22 protein-coding genes are annotated in these 19,682 nt (G+C 63.1%); 8 read left to right on the plus strand and 14 right to left on the minus strand.

The window, feature by feature from the left end; genetic code table 11:
• Positions 1 to 94: 94 nt before the first annotated feature.
• Positions 95 to 568: an NfeD family protein gene (locus tag B0G38_RS15595; RefSeq protein ID WP_169998500.1), complete on the minus strand. Its 474-nt coding sequence runs from the start codon at positions 566 to 568 to the stop codon at positions 95 to 97.
• A gap of 195 nt (positions 569 to 763) precedes the next feature.
• Positions 764 to 1,651 (minus strand): putative RNA methyltransferase, encoded by an 888-nt coding sequence (locus B0G38_RS15600; protein ID WP_264670251.1) that lies wholly within the window; start codon positions 1,649 to 1,651, stop codon positions 764 to 766.
• A gap of 85 nt (positions 1,652 to 1,736) precedes the next feature.
• Between B0G38_RS15600 and B0G38_RS15605 the strand changes: the two genes are divergently transcribed.
• Positions 1,737 to 3,821 carry a S9 family peptidase gene (locus B0G38_RS15605; RefSeq protein WP_264670252.1) on the plus strand — a complete coding sequence of 695 codons (2,085 nt, stop codon included), beginning with the start codon at positions 1,737 to 1,739 and terminating at the stop codon, positions 3,819 to 3,821.
• A gap of 2 nt (positions 3,822 to 3,823) precedes the next feature.
• Here the strand turns inward: B0G38_RS15605 and B0G38_RS15610 are convergent, their stop codons facing one another.
• On the minus strand, positions 3,824 to 4,456 hold the full coding sequence (locus tag B0G38_RS15610) for a peptide deformylase (RefSeq protein ID WP_264670253.1): 633 nt from the start codon (positions 4,454 to 4,456) through the stop codon (positions 3,824 to 3,826).
• Positions 4,457 to 4,591: 135 nt separating this feature from the next.
• On the minus strand, positions 4,592 to 5,155 hold the full coding sequence (locus B0G38_RS15615; protein ID WP_264670254.1) for a hypothetical protein: 564 nt from the start codon (positions 5,153 to 5,155) through the stop codon (positions 4,592 to 4,594).
• Between the two features lie 149 nt (positions 5,156 to 5,304).
• On the opposite strand from B0G38_RS15615, the gene B0G38_RS15620 reads away from it, so the two are divergent.
• Positions 5,305 to 7,692, plus strand: a complete 2,388-nt coding sequence (locus B0G38_RS15620; protein ID WP_264670297.1) for an excinuclease ABC subunit UvrA — start codon at positions 5,305 to 5,307, stop codon at positions 7,690 to 7,692.
• Positions 7,693 to 8,377: 685 nt separating this feature from the next.
• Here B0G38_RS15620 and B0G38_RS15625 read toward each other — a convergent pair.
• From B0G38_RS15625 to B0G38_RS15635, 3 genes are all read right to left on the minus strand, one after another.
• Complete coding sequence (locus B0G38_RS15625; RefSeq protein ID WP_264670255.1) at positions 8,378 to 9,076, minus strand: maleylpyruvate isomerase family mycothiol-dependent enzyme; 699 nt, start codon at positions 9,074 to 9,076, stop codon at positions 8,378 to 8,380.
• Between the two features lie 17 nt (positions 9,077 to 9,093).
• Positions 9,094 to 9,765, minus strand: coding sequence for a maleylpyruvate isomerase family mycothiol-dependent enzyme (locus B0G38_RS15630; RefSeq protein WP_264670256.1), 672 nt, complete (start codon positions 9,763 to 9,765; stop codon positions 9,094 to 9,096).
• Positions 9,766 to 10,260: 495 nt separating this feature from the next.
• Positions 10,261 to 10,482 (minus strand): hypothetical protein, encoded by a 222-nt coding sequence (locus tag B0G38_RS15635; RefSeq protein ID WP_264670257.1) that lies wholly within the window; start codon positions 10,480 to 10,482, stop codon positions 10,261 to 10,263.
• Positions 10,483 to 10,763: 281 nt separating this feature from the next.
• Between B0G38_RS15635 and B0G38_RS15640 the strand changes: the two genes are divergently transcribed.
• Positions 10,764 to 12,128: an MFS transporter gene (locus tag B0G38_RS15640; RefSeq protein ID WP_264670258.1), complete on the plus strand. Its 1,365-nt coding sequence runs from the start codon at positions 10,764 to 10,766 to the stop codon at positions 12,126 to 12,128.
• A gap of 121 nt (positions 12,129 to 12,249) precedes the next feature.
• Here the strand turns inward: B0G38_RS15640 and B0G38_RS15645 are convergent, their stop codons facing one another.
• From B0G38_RS15645 to B0G38_RS15670, 6 genes are all read right to left on the minus strand, one after another.
• Positions 12,250 to 12,465, minus strand: a complete 216-nt coding sequence (locus B0G38_RS15645) for a dihydrofolate reductase family protein (protein ID WP_319801258.1) — start codon at positions 12,463 to 12,465, stop codon at positions 12,250 to 12,252.
• A 3-nt stretch (positions 12,466 to 12,468) separates the two neighbouring features.
• Entirely contained in the window at positions 12,469 to 12,663 is a 195-nt protein-coding gene (locus B0G38_RS15650) for a dihydrofolate reductase family protein (RefSeq protein ID WP_264670259.1), read from the minus strand.
• A 155-nt stretch (positions 12,664 to 12,818) separates the two neighbouring features.
• Positions 12,819 to 13,295, minus strand: coding sequence for an SRPBCC family protein (locus tag B0G38_RS15655; RefSeq protein WP_264670260.1), 477 nt, complete (start codon positions 13,293 to 13,295; stop codon positions 12,819 to 12,821).
• Positions 13,296 to 13,399: 104 nt separating this feature from the next.
• Positions 13,400 to 13,924, minus strand: coding sequence for a hypothetical protein (locus B0G38_RS15660; RefSeq protein WP_264670261.1), 525 nt, complete (start codon positions 13,922 to 13,924; stop codon positions 13,400 to 13,402).
• On the minus strand, positions 13,921 to 14,445 hold the full coding sequence (locus B0G38_RS15665) for a SatD family protein (RefSeq protein ID WP_264670262.1): 525 nt from the start codon (positions 14,443 to 14,445) through the stop codon (positions 13,921 to 13,923). Before B0G38_RS15665 ends, B0G38_RS15660 begins: the two co-directional genes overlap by 4 nt.
• A gap of 110 nt (positions 14,446 to 14,555) precedes the next feature.
• Entirely contained in the window at positions 14,556 to 14,945 is a 390-nt protein-coding gene (locus tag B0G38_RS15670; RefSeq protein ID WP_264670263.1) for a VOC family protein, read from the minus strand.
• Between the two features lie 67 nt (positions 14,946 to 15,012).
• Here B0G38_RS15670 and B0G38_RS15675 point away from each other — a divergent pair, with 67 nt between their 5' ends.
• Together B0G38_RS15675 and B0G38_RS15680 are read left to right on the plus strand one after the other, a co-directional pair.
• On the plus strand, positions 15,013 to 15,420 hold the full coding sequence (locus tag B0G38_RS15675) for a DUF3054 domain-containing protein (protein WP_264670264.1): 408 nt from the start codon (positions 15,013 to 15,015) through the stop codon (positions 15,418 to 15,420).
• A gap of 42 nt (positions 15,421 to 15,462) precedes the next feature.
• Positions 15,463 to 15,744, plus strand: a complete 282-nt coding sequence (locus B0G38_RS15680; protein ID WP_169997451.1) for an Lrp/AsnC family transcriptional regulator — start codon at positions 15,463 to 15,465, stop codon at positions 15,742 to 15,744.
• Positions 15,745 to 15,816: 72 nt separating this feature from the next.
• Here B0G38_RS15680 and trpD read toward each other — a convergent pair whose 3' ends face one another.
• Positions 15,817 to 16,869: an anthranilate phosphoribosyltransferase gene (trpD, locus tag B0G38_RS15685; RefSeq protein ID WP_264670265.1), complete on the minus strand. Its 1,053-nt coding sequence runs from the start codon at positions 16,867 to 16,869 to the stop codon at positions 15,817 to 15,819.
• Between the two features lie 148 nt (positions 16,870 to 17,017).
• Between trpD and ctaE the strand changes: the two genes are divergently transcribed.
• The 3 genes from ctaE to qcrA all read left to right on the plus strand — a co-directional run bounded on the left by ctaE (position 17,018) and on the right by qcrA (position 19,680).
• Positions 17,018 to 17,656 carry an aa3-type cytochrome oxidase subunit III gene (ctaE, locus tag B0G38_RS15690; protein WP_169997455.1) on the plus strand — a complete coding sequence of 213 codons (639 nt, stop codon included), beginning with the start codon at positions 17,018 to 17,020 and terminating at the stop codon, positions 17,654 to 17,656.
• A gap of 86 nt (positions 17,657 to 17,742) precedes the next feature.
• Positions 17,743 to 18,555 carry a cytochrome bc1 complex diheme cytochrome c subunit gene (gene qcrC / locus B0G38_RS15695; RefSeq protein WP_264670266.1) on the plus strand — a complete coding sequence of 271 codons (813 nt, stop codon included), beginning with the start codon at positions 17,743 to 17,745 and terminating at the stop codon, positions 18,553 to 18,555.
• Positions 18,556 to 18,651: 96 nt separating this feature from the next.
• Positions 18,652 to 19,680 (plus strand): cytochrome bc1 complex Rieske iron-sulfur subunit, encoded by a 1,029-nt coding sequence (qcrA, locus tag B0G38_RS15700; RefSeq protein ID WP_264670267.1) that lies wholly within the window; start codon positions 18,652 to 18,654, stop codon positions 19,678 to 19,680.
• Positions 19,681 to 19,682: the final 2 nt, after the last annotated feature.

The following is a 19,682-nucleotide window of genomic DNA, read 5'->3' on the forward strand; positions in this document are numbered from 1 at the left end:
TCCCCTTCAGTTGTTATTCGCATCAGCTTGTGGTTCGGATGCTGAGCCATCCGTGAGGCTGAGTGCGTTGATGCGCCCTTGGACCTTCGCCGGTTTACTGGGCCGGGTAAGGGCCTGGCTCCGCGGCAGGGTAGACGACGGCGGTGGCCCCCTCGATCCGGGCCACGGCTACCCGCGCTCCGGCCGGGATTGCCGAACCGTCGCTCGAACGTGCCGTCCAGGTGTCGCCACCGATCTTGACCATGCCGGAGTGGTCCGTGACGGGTTCCAGCGCCATGGCCGATTCTCCGATCAACCTGTCGACGTTCGTGGCCTGGTCCCGGGGACCGCGGCGCAGGTGGCGCAGCCCTACGGGACGCACCACGAGAACCATGAGCAGCGCCACCACGCAGAACACGACCACCTGGATCCAGAATGGCCAGCCGAGCAGCGCGGTGAATAAGGCGATCAGGGCCCCGAAGGACATCATGATGAAGAATAGGTCGAGCGTCATCATCTCGACGATCGCCAGGACAAGGAACAGAGCCAGCCATAGGACCCAACTGTTGATGACGAGCCATTCAAGCATCGGTTCCCCCTGTTGCAGGTAGAGACGCGGGACCACAAACATGCCACAGAGGACATGTGGTCCACAGCACCATCATGCCCGATTTGCCGGCGATTGTGGCGCTTTCCAGCCCGAACTTCGCTGTAGCGCGGAAACTGTGGCCAACTCGTGACCACAGCAGGCACAGCACGGGAAATGCGCCTCGTGCCTACGCCGCTAGCGGGCGCCCTTTTGGAAAACGCTGAGGGTAAACCGGGCGTCGACCGCCAGCGGTGTCTCCGGGTCTTGGAGCACAATTGCTCCGTCACGCTGCTCAAGAGCTGCGCCGGCATGGTGGGCGTTCGGGCCCATCATCACCACATTCCGTATATCTTCGCCCTTGAGCTGCATGGGCACCGACAGGGAGTCCGCGGACACCGGTGTGAAGTCCTGTGCCAGGGCAGCAGCAAGCCTGTCAGACTTGTCGTCGTCGACGGCAAGCAGGGGGAGCCGTGCCCGCAGGGCGTCGAGATGCCCTGGCGCCGGGGTTACCACCAACAGATGGCCCCCGGGTTTGAGGATCCGCGCGTATTCTTCGGCGTTGCGCGGGGCGAAAACGTTGATGATCAGATCGACGGCACCACCGGCCAGGGGAAGGGGCCGCCAGAGGTCCCACACCAGGCACAGCGCCCGCGGAACCGAACGCGCTGCGCGGCGCAGGGCAAACTTGGACAGATCCAGCGCCACCGCCCTGGCTGCAGGCACGGCCCCAAGGGCGGCAGCCAGATAATGGCCGGTGCCGGCCCCGGCATCGACGATGACTGGCCGTTCGACGCCTTCCAGCAGTGCCGAAACGGTTCCGGCGACCTGCTGGAGCAACGGGTCATAATGTCCGTCGTCCAGGAAGGCGGATCTGGCCGCAACCATGTCTGCAGTGTCCGGGATGAAAGACGTACCGCGCCCAGTCAGCAAGTTAACGTAGCCCTGTTTGGCGCCGTCGAAACGATGGCCTGCGGCACAGCTGATCCCACCCGCAACCGAATCCTCGTTGGGCCGCATGTCCTCCGCGCACACCGGGCACAGCAGGAGGTCGACCGATTCCAAGGGCACGCTGAGTGAAGGCATAAACCGATCCTAGCGAGACGACGGCCGCCGGCGTTACCGAAAGGTGACTCGCCCAAGCGACCGGCCTGAGACTAAGCTCACAAAGATGAAGTCTGAAGAGATCGTTTTACTTAATTCCGTTTCCGCGCCGTCCGTCCATCCCGAGGGGAACCTCGCCGTGGTGTCCGTTACCCGCCCGGACTTCGCTGCCGACGCTTACGTCGGACAGTTGTGGGAGATACCGCTGGACGACGACGGCGGTGCACCGCGGCGCCTGACCCGCGGTTTCCGTGATACCGCCCCGAAATACGCGCCCGACGGCGGCGCCTTGGCTTTCCTGCGCGCTGCACCTGGGGAAGCGCCCCAGCTTTTCGCCGTCGAGAGCAGCGGAGGGGAACCGGTCCAGTTGACTGACCGGAAGCTCGGGGTCTCCGGCTTTGCGTGGTCGCCCGATTCGGCGAGTCTGGTCTTTGCCGCACCGGTACCGGAAGAAGGACGTTACGGCACCGTGGAGGGACTTGGCGCCGACGCCGAGGACGCCCGGCTGATCACGGGCTATAAGTTCCGCCTGAACGGAGCCGGCTACACGAACGACAAACGCGCCCAGCTCTTCCGCCTGGATGCGCCCGATCTGCAGGCCGAACCACCGATAACCCCGACAGGCCGGGCGAAGAAGCAGGCTGAAGATGAGGGCCGCAAGTTCCAGCCGGTGCCGGAACCGGTCCAGCTGACCCACGGCACGGCGGACCACCAGTCGCCGCATTTCTCAGCGGACGGCGGCCGCATCTACTTCAGCGCCGCCCTGCATACAGAGGCCGACAGCGATTTGGTCTCGGACATCTACTCCATCGACACGGACGGTCTGGATCTGCGCAAGCACACGAACCTGCAGGACCAGCCGACGGCGCGGGTTACCGCAGACCTGCCGGCGCCCAGCCCCGACGGCCGCTGGCTGTTCTTCCTCGGCAGCGAACTCGGCGAAAGCGGCATGGACTTCGTGGCACGAAACACCGGCCTCTATGTGGCGCCCGCGGATACCAGTGCTCCGGCCCGCAGGCTGACCGACGCCGAGACGATGGACCTGAGCGCTACCGGCGGCGAGCTGGTCGCGGTGGCGGATGACGCCGTCGTCGTTATGAACAGCACGCGCGGATCTGTGGAACTGCTGCGTCTGAACGCCGCTGGAGAGTTGCAGGTTCTGGTGGAGGGTCAACGCCAGGTGACCGGGGCAGGTGCTGCCGGCGGTGCGCTCGTGGTGAGTTTTACCGATCCCGGCACCGCCGGGGACGTGGGCCTCGTGACCGCCGCGGGGCTGCAGGTTCTCACCGATTTTTCGTCCGCCCTGCGTGCCGAGTCGCCGCTGGCCGAACTGCGGGAGGAAACCTTTACCGCGGCCGATGGGTACCCGGTGCACGGCTGGGTGCTGCTGCCGGAGGGGGAGGGGCCGCATCCGGTACTGCTGAACATTCACGGCGGGCCCTTTGCCCAATACGGCTGGGGGCTTTTCGACGAGGCCCAGGTCTATGTGGAGGCCGGGTATGCCGTGCTGATGTGCAATCCGCGTGGTGCTGCCGGCTACGGGCAGGCGCACGGCCGGGCGATCAAGGAGGCCATGGGAACCGTGGACCTGGTGGACGTGCTCGCGTTCCTGGAGGGGGCGCAGGCGAAGTATCCGCAGCTGGACCGCGACCGGATGGGCGTGATGGGCGGTTCCTACGGCGGCTACCTCACCGCCTGGACGATCTCCCAGGACCACCGTTTCGCGGCCGCGATCATTGAGCGCGGCTATCTGGATCCGCCATCGTTCGTGGGATCCAGCGACATCGGCTGGTTCTTCTCCGGCGAATATACGGGGACCGATGAGGAGTGCATCCGCAGCCAGAACCCGTTTGCCCAGATCGGCAACGTTCAGACGCCGTCGCTCATCATCCACTCGGAAGAAGACCTGCGGTGCCCGCTCGAGCAGGCCCAGCGGTACTACGTAGCGCTCAAACAGCGCGGTGTGCCGGCCCAGCTGCTGATTTTCCCGGGGGAGAACCACGAGCTTTCGCGCACCGGGACGCCCTGGCACCGCAAGCAGCGGTTCGGCGAGATCCTGCGCTGGTGGGCCACCTACCTGCCCACCGCCCGCAACCGGCTTGGGCAGCCCGAGTCCCGCGAAGCCGCGGAACTGGAGCCCGCCGCCGGCTAAGTTCAGAAGTCCAGTTCCGCGCGGGCGCGCTCGATGGTCGGCTGTGCCCAGCGGCTGCTGTATTCCGCGCTGGTGCACAGCGAGCGCGTGATGGCCTTGTCGATGTAGACCACGCCGTCAAGGTGGTCTGTTTCGTGCTGCACAATGCGTGCCTGCCAGCCGGTGAACTCTTCGGTCCTGACCGTTCCGTCCGCGCGGAGATATTCGAACTCCACTATCCGGTGACGCTCCACGACGGCCTGGTAGCCTGCGAAGGACAAACAACCTTCAAAGAACGACGCCGTGTGCTCGCCGATGGCGCGGACGTGCGGATTGATCGCGGCAAAGTACGGCAGCGGTTGCCGTTCGCGTGCGCCGGCTATCTCGGGCCCCACGGTGGCGGGATCTTCCAATACCGCCAGGCGCAAGGGGATGCCGATCTGCGGCGCCGCGAGACCGACGCCCGGTGCGGCATGCATGGTCCGGCGCATCAGCTCCAGCAGGGCGTGGAGCTCGGCGTCCTCGATCTGGCCGTCATAGGGAACCGCAGCCTGCCTCAGGACCGGGTGTCCCAGCTGGACAATCTGGGGCAGCTGCTCCCGCTCCAGCACTGCTGCCACTGCTGCGCGGATGTCTGCTGCCTTCAGTGCTGACACGATTCGGTTTCTCCATCCGTTCCGGTAATGTCCGTCAGCCTCGATCCTATCCACGGCCCAGGCGATCGGCGGCCTGGGCGGAGGCTGCCGGTGCGGTGCCTGCGCCGCGTTGCTCACGAACTGATGGAACAGAGCTCACGCCTTGCTGGAACAGTGGTACTGGTAACGGGCTTCCAACACACCCTGGGGATCGGCGGCGGCGACTTCCACGGTCAGCGATCCCGTTTCGGCCCGGTCCACGGTGATGGCAATGGTCGCCTCAGAGTGATCCGGGTCCTCCTGGCAGCGGACCGGTTGCAAGGATGCAGGTACGGACAGGCTGTCCCCGGGGCTGAGCCGTGTTCCGCCGGCCCTGTCCGGCACCCAGTCCGTACCACCGCTGAAGCGCGGTGAGTACAGAGTCACGGCAAGCACAAGCACGGTAGCCTCGGACTTATTCGCCACTGTCAGCAGCACAACGTCGTCGTCGTTGTTGCTGCCGTCCGTGGCCCCGACAGACGCGCTCAGCTGCTCGACGGTGGCCGGCAGCCCGTCCTGCTGCGCGGATTGCCCGCCGGACAGGTCCGGGGACGCGGCATCGCGAGGGGATTCCGGATTCCCGGAACCGCAGGATGCCAGCGAAAAAGCCGCCAGCAGAAGCAGCAGGAATCCCTGCCATCTCCTGGCCTGTAACGGCAGGAGCTGCCGGCCGGTCCACATGCAGCCATCGTAGGGTCCAATCACGACGGCGGCGTCGTCGATTAAGGTAGACAGTGGACCGTTGAAGCACTGCACGAACCTGGTCAGACCAATTCGGACGACGCCGTCGAAGACAGCAGAGGCGTCTCCGCATGACAGATGGAGACACGATGAGCATGGTCACCAACACGGACACCCAGTCGCCTGCGCTGCCCGTTGCCGACAGCCACGACCTGATCCGCGTACAGGGCGCACGCGAGAACAACCTCAAAGACATCAGCGTCGAGCTCCCGAAACGCCGGTTGACGGTGTTCACCGGCGTCTCAGGCTCGGGCAAAAGTTCGCTGGTCTTCGCCACGATCGCGGCGGAGTCCCAACGCATGATCAACGAGACTTACAGCGCCTTCGTGCAGGGCTTCATGCCGACGCTGGCGCGCCCCGACGTCGATTATCTGGAGGGCCTGACAACGGCGATCATCGTCGACCAGGAGCGGATGGGCGCCAATCCGCGCTCCACCGTCGGCACCGCCACCGATGCCAACGCGATGCTGCGCATTCTCTTCAGCCGGCTTGGCGACCCGCACATCGGCTCGCCCAATGCCTACTCCTTTAACGTTCCCACGGTGAAGGCCAGCGGAGCGATCACCGTCGAGCGCGGCAACAAGACCAAGGCAGAGAAGGCGACCTTCAACCGGCTGGGCGGCATGTGCCCGCGGTGCGAGGGCATGGGCGCCGTCAACGATTTCGACCTGACGGCGCTGTACGACGAAACCAAGTCGCTGGCTGAAGGAGCGCTCACGGTTCCCGGCTACAGCATGGACGGCTGGTACGGACGCATCTTCAGTGGCGCCGGTTTGGACATGGACAAGCCGATCGCGAAGTACTCCAAGAAGGAGCTCCACAAGCTGCTCTACTCGGAGCCGACGAAGATCAAGGTAGAAGGCGTCAACCTCACCTTTGAAGGCGTGATTCCCAAGATCCAGAAGTCGATGCTCTCCAAGGACGTCGAGGCAATGCAGCCCCACATCCGTGCGTTCGTGGAGCGCGCCGTGACCTTCACGACCTGCCCCGAGTGCAACGGCACCCGGCTGAGCCAGGAAGCCCTGTCCTCCAAAATCAAGGGTAAGAACATCGCAGACCTTTGCGAGATGCAGATCAGCGATCTCGCCGATTGGATCAGGAAACTCGATGAGCCCTCGGTGGCCCCACTGCTCAACGGGCTGCAGCATCTGCTCGACTCCTTCAAGGAGATCGGATTGGGCTACCTCTCGCTTAATCGGCCGGCTGGCACCCTGTCTGGGGGAGAGGCACAGCGCACCAAGATGATCCGCCACCTCGGGTCCTCGCTCACCGATGTCACGTATGTCTTCGACGAACCGACGATCGGCCTGCACCCGCACGACATCGAGCGGATGAACCAGTTGCTGCTGCAGCTGCGGGACAAGGGCAACACAGTGCTCGTTGTGGAGCACAAGCCGGAGACGATCGCGATCGCCGACCACGTGGTCGACCTGGGTCCCGGCGCCGGCACGGCGGGCGGCAGCGTCTGTTTCGAGGGCTCCGTGGAGGGGCTGCGGGGGAGTGAGACCATCACCGGCCGACACCTCGATGACCGGGCGAGCCTCAAGGAAGCAGTGCGCCCGTCGTCCGGCGCGCTGGAAGTACGCGGCGCGTCGATGCACAACCTCCAGAACGTCGACGTCGACATCCCGTTGGGCGTGCTGTGTGTCGTCACGGGCGTAGCTGGCTCCGGCAAGAGCTCGCTGATCCACGGTTCGGTTGCCGGCCGCGACGGCGTGGTGGTGATCGACCAGGGCGCCATCCGCGGTTCGCGACGGAGCAACCCGGCCACGTACACCGGCCTGCTCGAGCCGATCCGCAAGGCCTTCGCGAAGGCCAACGGCGTGAAGCCCGCGCTCTTCAGCTCCAACTCCGAAGGCGCCTGCCCCACCTGCAACGGCGCCGGGATCATCTACACCGACCTCGGCGTCATGGCCACTGTGGAATCCACCTGCGAGGACTGCGAGGGGAAGCGTTTCCAGGCAGCAGTGCTGGAATACACGCTGGGTGGCCGGAACATTGCCGAAGTACTCGCGATGTCGGTGACGGAAGCCGAGGCGTTTTTCAACGAGGGCGAAGCACGCACGCCTGCCGCCCACAAAATCCTCGACCGGCTCGCCGACGTCGGGCTGGGCTACCTCAGCCTCGGCCAGCCCCTCACCACGCTCTCCGGCGGCGAACGGCAGCGGCTCAAGCTCGCGACGCAGATGGCGGAAAAGGGTGACATCTACGTCCTCGACGAGCCGACCACCGGGCTGCATCTGGCCGACGTCGAGCAACTGCTCGGCCTCCTCGACAGACTCGTCGACGCCGGCAAATCGGTCATCGTCATCGAACACCATCAGGCGGTCATGGCGCACGCCGACTGGATCATCGACCTCGGCCCCGGCGCCGGCCACGACGGCGGGCGGCTCATCTTCGAGGGAATACCCGCTGACCTTGTTGCCACCCGCGCCACCCTCACCGGCGAGCACCTCGCGGCCTACGTGGGCGCTTGATCTCCAAGGGCGGCGGCTACTGTGCTGTGCGGCGTCGCCGCCCTGACGGCAGTTTGGCCGGGGGAGTGGTGGGGCAACGCCCCCTGAATGGCGGCGCTGACATCCCGGATCACCACTACGACATGTCCCTCACCTGCTCGCCATCTGAAGAAGGCCCCGCAGTAAATTGCTCGGCAGGTCCTGCGATCCAACCGGACCCCAGGACCTGCCGAGTCGAACGACGACGACGGCGGGGCCGGGCGGACAGAGGTGCTGTAATAGTTATGTCAAGTTGTTCTGGTTGGGGGCTATCTAAGTCAGCAAGCCTGGCGTACGGCCCTCACGGTGCGGCTGTATTGCAGTAGATTGCCACAAGTGTGCCGGCATCCCCGCAAAAGCCGGCCAAACCAGCATCTTCGAGGTTCATCTGGTTCATGCTCGGACAACCACATAAGCAGATGTCCAAAATACCGTTTATGCAAAGTAACGCGATCAATCGTCGTCGTTGATTGGCTGCACGAATCGCACCGTGAATAGCATCAGCAAAGTTACTGTGCAGCGTTGCCGTCTGACGGAACCAAGTTCTCACCGCATCGCCTGAATGCCACTGAGCAACACTGATATTCCGCCACTCCCAGCCGCTCAAATAATTCGCCGATAATCTACATTATGTCAAGTAGCAGTTTGGCTTTCGCATCTGGTGCAATCACTCAGGCTCGCCCTCGTGCTCCCGGATGGTTCTGAACGTTGACGAGAAGCCCTTGGCACCTTGGAGGCGCATCCTCAGGGTCTGCACGCCCGGGCCATCGAGCTCGTCGAGATAAATCTCGCGGCCGGCCATGCTCATCACCAGAGCAAGGGTCGAACCGGTCACCAAAGGACCGCTACCTGCGACGAACAGTCCGTCATCTGCACGCAACTGCAGACCGGCGACGTTCGTCCGGCTGGCAACGGTGAAGTCGCGGCGGACGAAAAATTCGGCCACGGGTGTCAGCGCCTCGACACTCGGTGCACGGTGAATCCCCAGGGGCTGGCGGACGTCTTGGGCGTGCACGACAACCTCGCCAAGGTAGGCGGGTATATGTCCGGAAGGTGCCGTTGTATTTTCGACAACAGTATGGAACAGGTCCAGCGTTTCTGCCGGTGTTTGGCCGCACCGCTCGGTCAGCCGACGCTGGTTATGCACGTGGGGGCGGAAACGCGCGCCGAGCATGCTGCGAAGCCACTGCCACTGGTTCAAGCTGGCAGCGGCCGTGAGGTGGGCCACGACCTGCTCGACATCCCAATGTCCGCACAATGTGCCGCGCCTCCATTGCTCTGCGCTGAGGCCCGCCAGGTCTTCTGCCAGGGCGGCTCGCTCGGCGTGCGCCAACGCCCAGAGCCGGTCGTTCTGCCATCGCGTCATAACGCTTCGTCCACTTCTCATCGGTGACGCGATTCGTGCGCAGTTGACGTGACTGCTGCCGCCGCGACCAGTCGGGATGCGCCGGTTCCTTTGAGCCTCTCCTGCGGCACCAGGCGCCCGGAGACTGCCAGCAGCAGGTCGATCGAGTCGGCCTCAACCTCGTCACCCTGCCCCCACGCCCCGCCGGTCTTCCGGTCGATCAGCAGCAGACCAGCTGCACGCTCGCGTCCACCTCCAAAGGAGACAGGGGTGCGCAGTTGGTAGTCCAGTGCCTGGGCGACGGCACGTTCTGGGTAGCATCCGGCAATGCCCAGAGGCCGGCGTATATCCTCGCCGTGCACAATGGCCTCGACCAGGCGTGTTGCGAGGTTCGCCGGCGGTGTGCGCCTGAGCAATACAGCTTCCTGTAGCGCGCCGATTGTGTCCTGCGGATCCTCCCGCTTCTCTCGGGCAATGCCGTTCTCATTTGCCCGGTCGAAGTCCATGCGGGCGATCAGCAGGTCACGGACAAAGGAGACCCGGCTTGTTAGTGCAGTGTCGACCAGGTGCGCAAGGACATCGTGGATATCCCATCCCGGGCAGAGAGAGGAGACGCGCCACTGGTCGTCGCGCAGCTCAGTGAGATCAGCCGCGAGCCGCCGCCTTTCGGAATGCACAGCTTGCCAGATCGCTGCCGCGGACTTGCGCATCTCGACTCCTTCTCGGGGTTAGGTAGATCACCGCTCCTTGGCACTTTAATACTGAAGCGGCCTGCCGAGGAAGGCACGTCTCGCCTGCACTCCCCCTATGGCGCTGCCCGCCACCTGCGTCACTCGCGGCTTCTCGGGTGAGCTCCAAGCTCCCCCACAGCCAGATGTCCTTGCCACTCTGCTCCTTGACCTCCAGATGGTGGCGTCCGGGTCGCGCGTCACGGTCTGCGGCAGGAAAGTCGCCCCAGGCGGCGCTATCCAGCTTCGCGGAAGCGCCGAACTTGGTGAGATGTTGAGCTTCTCCCCGTACTCTGCCCTCTGCTCCACGGCCGAAAGACGACGAAGGCCGGGCCGCTGGTCTCCCCCAACAGCTCAGTGACCGCGTGGTAATCGGCCCTATTTTTGCGACGCTCCACGTTCGCTTCCGCGGCAGGCGCGGGGCATAGGACGCACTTGATGGCGTGGCCCGCTGACCGGAAGGACCAGTTGCCCGCCTCAGAGCTGTCCGTCGTAGCTTTCACGCAGGGCCAGGGCGGCGAACTTCCAGCCCTCGATAATCCGTGCCAAGTCGTTCCCGGTGGTCGACCTGCCGAGCTCGTTGATCAGTTCTACTTCAGCCTCCATGAATACGGCCATCCCGTCGGCATAGGCGATCAGCTCCCGGATTTTTTCCTGTGGCAGGGTGGGAGGCTCAGGTGGCCGAGGCATCTCGATCATGCTCGCAATCTTGCCAGATGCACTGTCGAATGATTAGGTTCTTGGCCGGATCGTGATCGAACTCCGGCCGGGACGCATCACGGCCCCCGGTCGTTCATGGCGCTTATGGTCTCCGTCTCGTCCGGGAGCTGAGCGCCCTATCATTCGGCGGCGCACAAGCCGTAGACTGGCGTTGTAGCGGGCAATGACGCCGGCCATCATCCTGTCCGCCACCTCTTGACAGACAATCGGCGGTCGGCCCTCCCCGCCCGCGCCCGTCGCTTCCGGACGAAGGAGCCCTCGTGAACACCAGATCGACAGGCACCGCGCGCATGACCCCGCAACAGCGCAGGGTGGCAGGGGCCACCATGATCGGCACGACGGTTGAGTGGTACGACTACTTCATCTACGCCAACGCCGCCGCCCTGGTCCTCGCCCCGCTGTTCTTCTCCCCGTTGCAGGGGACCATGGCTTCGATCGTCTCATTCGCCACCGTGGGCATCAGCTTCCTGTTCCGCCCCCTCGGAGCCGTCATCATGGGCCGGGTGGGCGATAGGTACGGCCGCCGGGTAGTACTGATCATCACCTTGATCCTCATGGGTCTAGGCACCACCCTCATCGGCGTCCTGCCTACCTACGCCACCATCGGGGTGTGGGCTCCGATCCTGCTGGTGATCCTGCGCATCATCCAGGGATTCTCGGCCGGCGGCGAATGGGGCGGGGCGGCGCTGATGGCTGTCGAACATGCCCCGGCCGAACGCCGCGGCCGGTTCGGGGCCTTTCCGCAGCTCGGCGTACCGGCCGGGATGCTCCTGGCCTCCGGGGTCACGGCCGTCTTCGCCGCCGCGCTCACAGACGAACAGTTCCTGGCCTGGGGCTGGCGGGTGCCGTTCCTGCTGAGCTTCGTGCTGATCCTGATCGGCCACTACATCCGCACCCGGGTCGAGGAGTCTCCGGTGTTCCACGAGATGGAGGCCACGAAACAGACCGAGACGGCGCCGCTGTCCACCCTCTTCCGCCACCACCCCAAAAAGGTTATTCAGGCTACGTTCATCTTCATGGGCAATAACGCCGCCGGCTACATGCTCACCGGCGGCTTCATCCTCGGCTACACCACCACACGCCTGGATATGAACGCCGATGCCATCCTCAACATCATCACACTCGGTTCGGTGGCCTGGATGATCTCAACCTGGGTCTCCGCGGTGCTCTCCGATCGCATCGGCCGGCGCAAGATGTACATCATCGGATGGGCGTGCATGCTCGCCTGGCTGTACCCGCTCTTCCTGCTCATCGACACCGGCGAGATGAGCCTCGTCGTCGCCGCGCTGGTGGTTTTCGGCGCGGTCATGGGCCTGTCCTACGGACCGCTGCCGGCCCTGTACGCCGAGCTGTTCCCGGCCCGCATCCGGCTCAGTGGCGCCTCCATCAGTTACGCCATGGGCGCTGTACTCGGCGGGGCCTTCGCCCCCACGATCGCCACCGCCCTGGTGGGCACGTTCAACACCACGGTCGCCGTCTCGACGTACCTATTCCTGCTCGTGGCGGCCTCTCTGATCGCAACGCTGACCCTAAAGGACCGCACCGGGTCCAACCTCTACCCGCAGGACAGCGAACTGCAGCCGTTGGAGGACGACGACACGCCTGGCCCCACCCACAACCTCTGACCATCCAAAGTCGCCGGGACCGTCCAGCCTTTGATTGGCTGGCGCTTAATAATGCCGCTTCCGGACGCGTAGAAGAGGCCACCTGCGGCAACGGTCTCCGTAGGCGTGCGGTTCGGTGCAGCTAGAACACGTCCTCCGGGTCGACAGTAGACGTTACGTACTCCGGACGTCCGAGAGGCCGGTAACTCTGGATGGTTATGCCCCGGGACGTGGTCCGCGAACTGATCAGCTCGAGCGCGACATTCGGGCCGGAGTCGGGGAACAGTCGTGTGCCCTGCCCGACGACGACGGGATAGGTGAGCAGGTCGAGTTGGTCGACCAGGTCGTTGGCGAGCAGACATCAGACGAGAGCGCCGCTGCCGGGCACTAGCAGTGTGCCGCCTTGATGTGCCTTCAGATCACCGACGGCCGTTGCGACGTCTCCGTGCAGGACAGTCGTGCCCGTCCACTGCGGGTCGGCGAGGCTGGTCGATGCGACGTACTTGGGCCGGCTGTTCAGCGCGGCAGCGATCGGGTTGGTGCTCGGATCGGCCACCGCTCCCCAGTAGCCGGCGAAGATCTCGTACGTCCGCCGAGCCCCTGCATCACGCCGTCCACGGAGACGTTGGTCGTGGTCGTCAACCTCGTGCCGTCCTCACCTCTCCGAAACAACCGCCGTAAATACCGGACACCATCCAGCCTCGTGGTCTGTCATGAAGGCGGCTGCCCCGGCACTCCCTCTGTTGATTGCCTCTCCCCCACGCCATGCGGCGTCTTGGTTTCGTCCACGTGCTGTTTGAGCGTCTGCAGGTGATAGGCCCAACCGGCACGATGATCGGCGGCAAGTGACTCTCCATCAGAGAGCGCTGCGAAACCTGATTCAGTGAGGCAGATCCGTGCGCCCGTTCCGTCTGAATCAAAGGTGCACTCGACAGTAGTCGGCCGCTCCCAATCGCCCTCACGCCATGAGAAGACGAGCCGGCGCCCCTCCACCACGTCTTCGACCACTCCGGTGGCCTGGAACGAAACGCCATCCAGTTCCCAGTGCTCCGTCAGTAGCGAGCCGGCAACGGGCCAGAAGTCCATCTCCGGCCACCATTGGCCTTTTTCATGCACAAACACTGTCCACGCATGGGCAACCGAGCAGCTAAGAAACACTTCTGCCTGGATGCGGTCGACGGCGGTCATGTGCCTTTTATGTCATACGTCCGGTTCAACCGCAATGGCACCGCTCCCCCGCCCGTCGCCGCCAGCCCTACGAACAACGACGACGCCAAGCAGCGCCGCGCCTCCTACCGGAGCAATACGGCGATTCCGCTGGCGGCCGCGGCCCACAGCACGCTGGCAAAGGTTCCCAAGATGAATCGCTCTGCGGCTCCGGACTGGCCCAGTTCGGAGTATCGACCCAGGCCTTTCACCGCCAGCACTACTGCCAGTCCTTCCGGCCAGCCAGCCAGCAGCGTCACTGAGATGCCTGTCCGCTCCAGTACGCCGATCCAAGCACCGCCGCGCAGGACGGGTTCCTTCTCCGCTTTCTCCCTGTTCTCCGGGTGTAAGGCATTGAAGGACAGTGTGAGGATACTGACGGTCAGCGGTCCGCCGCCCACCGCAGCGGCGGCCACGGCAAATGCATAGACGCCGGCTCCGAGGCCACCCTCGCTGATGCTGGCCAGCAACGCGGCTACCCCCAGCCAGAGAAGCGAAATGGCACTGAGCGAATACAACCGGGCGTTCCCCTTGCCATGGAACCGCTCCCCATACATAGGTACCGCAATGAGGGCAGCCAGACACAGCAGAATCAGGCTGGCGAGACTCACAGATCTGCACCTTCCAGAAGGGATTCTGCGACCGCACGAACCCTCCTCGATTCCTGCCACAATCCACTCTGCAGCCTGCTGGAGACGGCCTGCTGGCTGATCCCCAACTGACGCGCAATCTGCTGCTGCGTCAGGCCCTGGTCGCTGAGGATACCAGCCTCGACTGACATGGCACTGCGCTTCCTCGCCACGGAGACCAGCAACTGTAGTAATGCCTCCGCCTGTGCAGCCATCGGATTCTGACCTGACACGGCGATATTCCCGGAAGCATTCTTAGCCGCTGTGACTGCCTCGCGGGCTCGCTCGAACGCCTCTCCTGAGGCGGCGCGCGTAATACTCGGCAAAGGCTTTCGCACTTCGCCGATGCCGATGCCAACACTCCACTGCCCACTCACTGCTAACTCCATAGCGATGCTCAGCGTTACGGAGGCATCATCAATGAGACTCTGCATCTCATCCCCTGCCGTTCGGTCGAACGGGAGAACCAATGGCCGCAGGGCGTCCTTGTTGAGCTCGTCCATGACGGGACCTACGAGGTCCTCGCGTGTCCTGGACTTACGCTGATCAACGGTCAGAACGTACACAACAAAACAACAACCTTGTAAGCATACAAACAATGCTATAGCTTTGTTTAGCTATGAACAAGGGGTTCGGCCGGCAGATGACTTACCAGACCGACAGTATTGCCTTCGGAGTCCTTGACGAACGCCATCCATTCGTCGCTGCCGGAGGGCCCCAGCTCCCCATCGTCATGGTGGAAGATCATCTGCGGCTCCGCCACTATTTCGACCCCGGCGCCCTTCAGCCGTGCCATCTCCGTGTGCACATCAGGTACTTGCAGATAGATGAGCGCGGAAGGGGCCCCCCTGTCCAGGAGCAACCTGACGCCGTCGAGCACGAAAAAGACCAGTCCAGGCGGGTCAAAAACGGCCGCTGCCTCCTGTCCCAGCAAGTCGCCATAGAACGCCCGGGCCCGGTCGAGGTCCGAGGCATGCTGCGCAATCTGTGTGATTCTTGCCATACCCCTCAGTCCTCCCCATTGCCGGCCGCCGCCCGGGAAGCGCCGCGGCGCGACGTAGGCTTGAATCGTGAAGACTTCTGCAATCGCTCCCCGGCAATCTACGGCCAGCATAGTCCTCGCTTTCGCGGGAGACATAGCCTGCGTCGTCCTTTTTGCAGCGATCGGACGCGACACGCATGAACACGGCCTGGACGTACCGGGAATCCTCTTGACCGCCGCGCCATTTGCCGGCGGCGCTGCCATCGGCTGGCTCCTTGGCCGAGCCTGGCGCAGGCCTCTGGCGCTGTGGCCGGCCGCCGTCGTTGTTTGGCTCTCCGCGGTCGTTTTTGGACTCGTCCTGCGCGGTCTTGCCGGCGGAGGACTGGCGGTGTCGTTCCAGATCGTGACCCTGTTGGTACTGGGTGCCTTTATTGTCGGCTGGCGCCTCGTCGCGGCACTGGTCATGAAGATACGCAAAAGCCGAACCGTGGCATAACCTCGGTTGTAGGCATAAATGGTGCGATGAAAGGCAGTAAAAGTGGTTACAGCGTTTGTACTCATCCAGACTGATGCATCCCGGATCCCGGAGTCCGCGCAGGAGATATCGGAGATCGAAGGCATCAGCGAGGTCTACTCGGTTACCGGTGAATGGGACTTGATCGCCGTTGCCCGGGTCACCAAGCATGAGGACCTCGCCGATGTGATCGCGGACCGGCTCTCCAAGGTTGAGGGCGTACAAGCCACGACGACGCAGATCGCCTTCCGCTCCTATTCCCAACATGACCTTGACGCGGCGTTCTCTTTGGGATTCGACCACTAATTGACCAATGCGCGTGGGCCGGAGGAAGCATCCTCCGGCCCACGCGCATTTAAGCTTTTCCTGGGGCCGCCGCTACTGTGTGACCTTGATCCAACGGTCCAATGCCGCAGCGGCTGATCCGCTGTCGATGGCTTCTACTGCTTGGGCGAGGCCCGCCACCAGCCTTTCCTGAAGGGTTCCCTCGGCCGACTCGTCCAATGCGACCAAAGCAGCAGCAGCGTTAAGAACGACGGCGTCACGCACCGGACCGTGATCTCCTGCGAGTGTGCGCCGGACTACTTCTGCGTTGGCGTCCGCATCCCCTCCGCGCAGGTCATCGAGCGTGGCACGCGCGATACCCAGATCGAGCGGGTCGAGTTCCGTTTCAGTTACCTTGCCGTCCCGGACCTCCCAGACGGTTGATGGGCCGGTGGTGGTGAGCTCGTCAAGACCGTCCCCGCCCCTGAAGACCAGCGCGCGCTGGCCACGGGTAGCAAGGACGCCGGCGATCAGAGGGGCCAGCCGGGCGTCGGCGACGCCGATGGCGGATGCTGTGGGATGCGCGGGATTGGTCATGGGGCCCATGAAATTAAACGCGGTGGCCACCCCGAGCTCGCTGCGGACGCGACCCGCGTACCTCATGGAGGGATGGAACACCTGGGCAAAGCAGAAAGTGATGCCGGCCTCGACCGCGGCTTGAGCCACCCTGTCGATGGGTAGATCCAGGCGTACGCCCAGTGCTTCGATAACGTCCGCCGACCCCGAGGACGAAGATGCAGCACGATTACCGTGTTTGACGATCTGCGCGCCGGCTCCTGCACATACCAGTGCGGCCATCGACGAAATGTTGACGGTGTTCTGCCGGTCGCCGCCGGTTCCGACGATGTCGAGCTTCTCGCCCGGTATGTCAATCGGACGGGCATTGCTGACCATTGCATCGACCAAGCCGGTCAGTTCGTCGACCGTCTCGCCCTTCGCCCGGAGCGCCACCAGGAACCCAGCCATCTGCGCGTCAGTGGCTTCGCCGGCCATGATCGTGTTCATCGCCCAGTGAGTTTGCTCTCGGCTGAGGTCCTCGCCGGCGATCAGCGCCGAGATCAGAACGGGCCATTGGAGGGCGGTCTGGGCATCACTAATTGGGCTCACACACCTAGGTTATCTACGAATTGTAGAAACTGCCTGAATATTAACTTTGCCGACAATCCGCGGAATACCGGGGGTTGGGAACGTTCGGCGCCCGCCACGCGTTCCGATGCATTGGTGAACTGGACGGATTTATAGACATAATGACTATGTGACAACTGCAACCCACGCCCCCAGTACCCCGGCGCATCCTACGCTGAACCGCCCAAACCTCGTTTCCGTCGGAACCGTTGTATGGCTTTCCAGCGAGCTGATGTTCTTCGCCGGCCTTTTCGCTATGTACTTCACCCTGCGAGCCACCTCACCGGAGATGTGGGCCACCGAAACGGAAAAACTCGACGTTCCGTTCGCGCTGGCCAACACCATCATCTTGGTGGCCAGCTCCTTCACCTGCCAGTTTGGTGTATTCGCGGCCGAGCGCCTTCAGGCCCGCCGAACCGGCAGCCCCTTCAATGTCGCCAGGTGGGGAATGGTCGAGTGGTTCCTGCTCACCTTCATCATGGGCGCCATCTTTGTATCTGTGCAGGCTTACGAGTACGCCCATCTTGTTTCCGAAGGAGTATCGCTTTCCTCCAACGCCTACGGCTCGGCGTTCTACATCACCACAGGCTTCCATGGTCTTCACGTCGCTGGCGGTCTGATCGCGTTCCTGCTGATCATTGGCCGCGCCTATGTCGCGAAGAAGTTCGGTCACTTTGAAGCGACCTCAGCGATCGTCACCTCCTACTACTGGCACTTCGTCGATGTGGTTTGGATCGCACTGTTCATCATCATTTACTTCCTGAAGTAAGCCTTACTTGACTGTTCTTCTACGAAGGACAGAATTTCAAGAAGCTGCATTCGACGCACACGCACCACAGAGTTAGGAACCACGAAGTGAAGGCACTTTCGCAAAAGCGGCGACATCCGCTGGCGGCCATTGCCCTGTTGCTTATGGGTCTGCTGGTTACCGGCGGTCTTTACGCCGTAGCCGGTACGGTCAACGAGGCCCAGGCGACAACCACCACATTCTCGGCACAGGACATCGAAGAGGGCGAAAAGCTCTTCGTTGCCAACTGCGCCACTTGTCACGGGTTGGGTGCAGTTGGCGCTCCGGAAGGTGCCCACGGAAATCAGGCAGGTCCTTCTCTGATCGGTGTCGGCGCAGCGGCCGTCGACTTCCAGGTCGGCACGGGTCGTATGCCGATGCAGATGACCGGCCCACAGGCGCAGCAGAAGCCCAAGCAGTTCAATGAAGAGCAGACCATGCAGTTGGCAGCCTACGTTGCTTCGCTGGGCGCCGGTCCGGCCATTCCCGAGGAACAGTACCTCGATGCCAGTGAAGGTGATCCCGCTGCCGGCGGCGAGCTGTTCCGAGTCAACTGCGCCATGTGCCACAACGCTGCAGCAGCTGGCGGTGCCCTCACCCGCGGTAAGTACGCACCGGCACTCGCTGGCGTGAGCGAGAAGCACATCTACGAAGCCATGGTGACCGGCCCGCAGAACATGCCTGTCTTCAGCGATGCCAACATCTCCCCCGAAGGCAAGCAAGACATCATCGCCTTCCTGAAGACCATTGAAGAACAGGGATCACCCGGTGGTAATTCCCTTGGGTCGCTCGGCCCCGTTTCCGAAGGTCTCCTGATCTGGACAGCGGGCCTTGGAGTCATCATCGCCTTCACGATCTGGCTGACCCAGCGGTCATCCTGATCTCCTCCCTGCGGCCGTAGGGCCGCCGGGAAATTTACTGACAACACACGCACTGAAAATCTTTAGAGACATATCAAGAGAAGGATGAGAGGGATCATGGGCGACCATAGTCACGGCAGTCCGAAATCCTCGGGCACCGTTGCTACGGCTGGTCAGAGCGAAGTGGAGAAGTTCCAGGATCCTGGACTTCCGCCACACCGCCCGCGCCTTGCCGACAAGGATCCCCGGGCCGAAAAGCGTGCCGAGAAACAGGTTGCGATTCTGTTCGTAATCTCCATCATCGGTACCCTGCTTTTCTTCGTGGGATACTTTGCCATCCGTTTGGATGAGACCATTGCAACGCTGCGACTGCAGAACTTTTTGCTCGGTATGGGCACTGCCTTTGCCATGCTCGGAATTGGCGTAGGTATTGTCCACTGGGCAAAGACCCTGATGCCCGATCATGAGATCGCAGAAGAGCGTCACGCGGTCCGCACCGAAGAAGACCGTGTGATTGCGGAAACGATGGTCACGGAGATCATCGAGGAAACGGGCATCAAACGCCGCCCGCTGATCCGCAACACGCTCCTCGGCGCCATGATTCTGGCGCCGCTGCCTGCCATTGGGATCCTGCGTGACCTCTCCGAGGATCTGAATCCCGACGTACTCAGGCACACAATGTGGGACGCGGGAGTCCGCCTGACCCGCGACCCGAGCGGTACACCGATCAAGGCATCCGACGTCACGATTGGATCGGCTTTCCACGTGATTCCGGAAGGCCTGAACGAAGTTGAGCACAAGCTGGAAGAAAAGGCCAAGGCCGTCGTCCTGCTTATGCGTCTCAATCCGGAGGATCTACATGTATCCCCCGGCCGCGAAGATTGGAACTACAACGGCATCGTTGCCTACTCCAAGATTTGCACCCACGTGGGATGCCCGGTCGCTCTTTACGAGCAGCAGACACATCACCTGCTCTGCCCCTGCCACCAGTCGACGTTCGACCTGACCCAGGAATGCAAAGTCATTTTCGGTCCGGCGACACATGCCTTGCCGCAGCTGCCTATCAGCGTCGATGATGAGGGCTACCTGGTTGCAACCAGCGACTTCCACGAACCTGTCGGACCGAGCTTCTGGGAGCGTGGATAGCC

Source organism: Crystallibacter permensis, from assembly GCF_025960875.1.
GTDB lineage: Bacteria > Actinomycetota > Actinomycetes > Actinomycetales > Micrococcaceae > Crystallibacter > Crystallibacter permensis.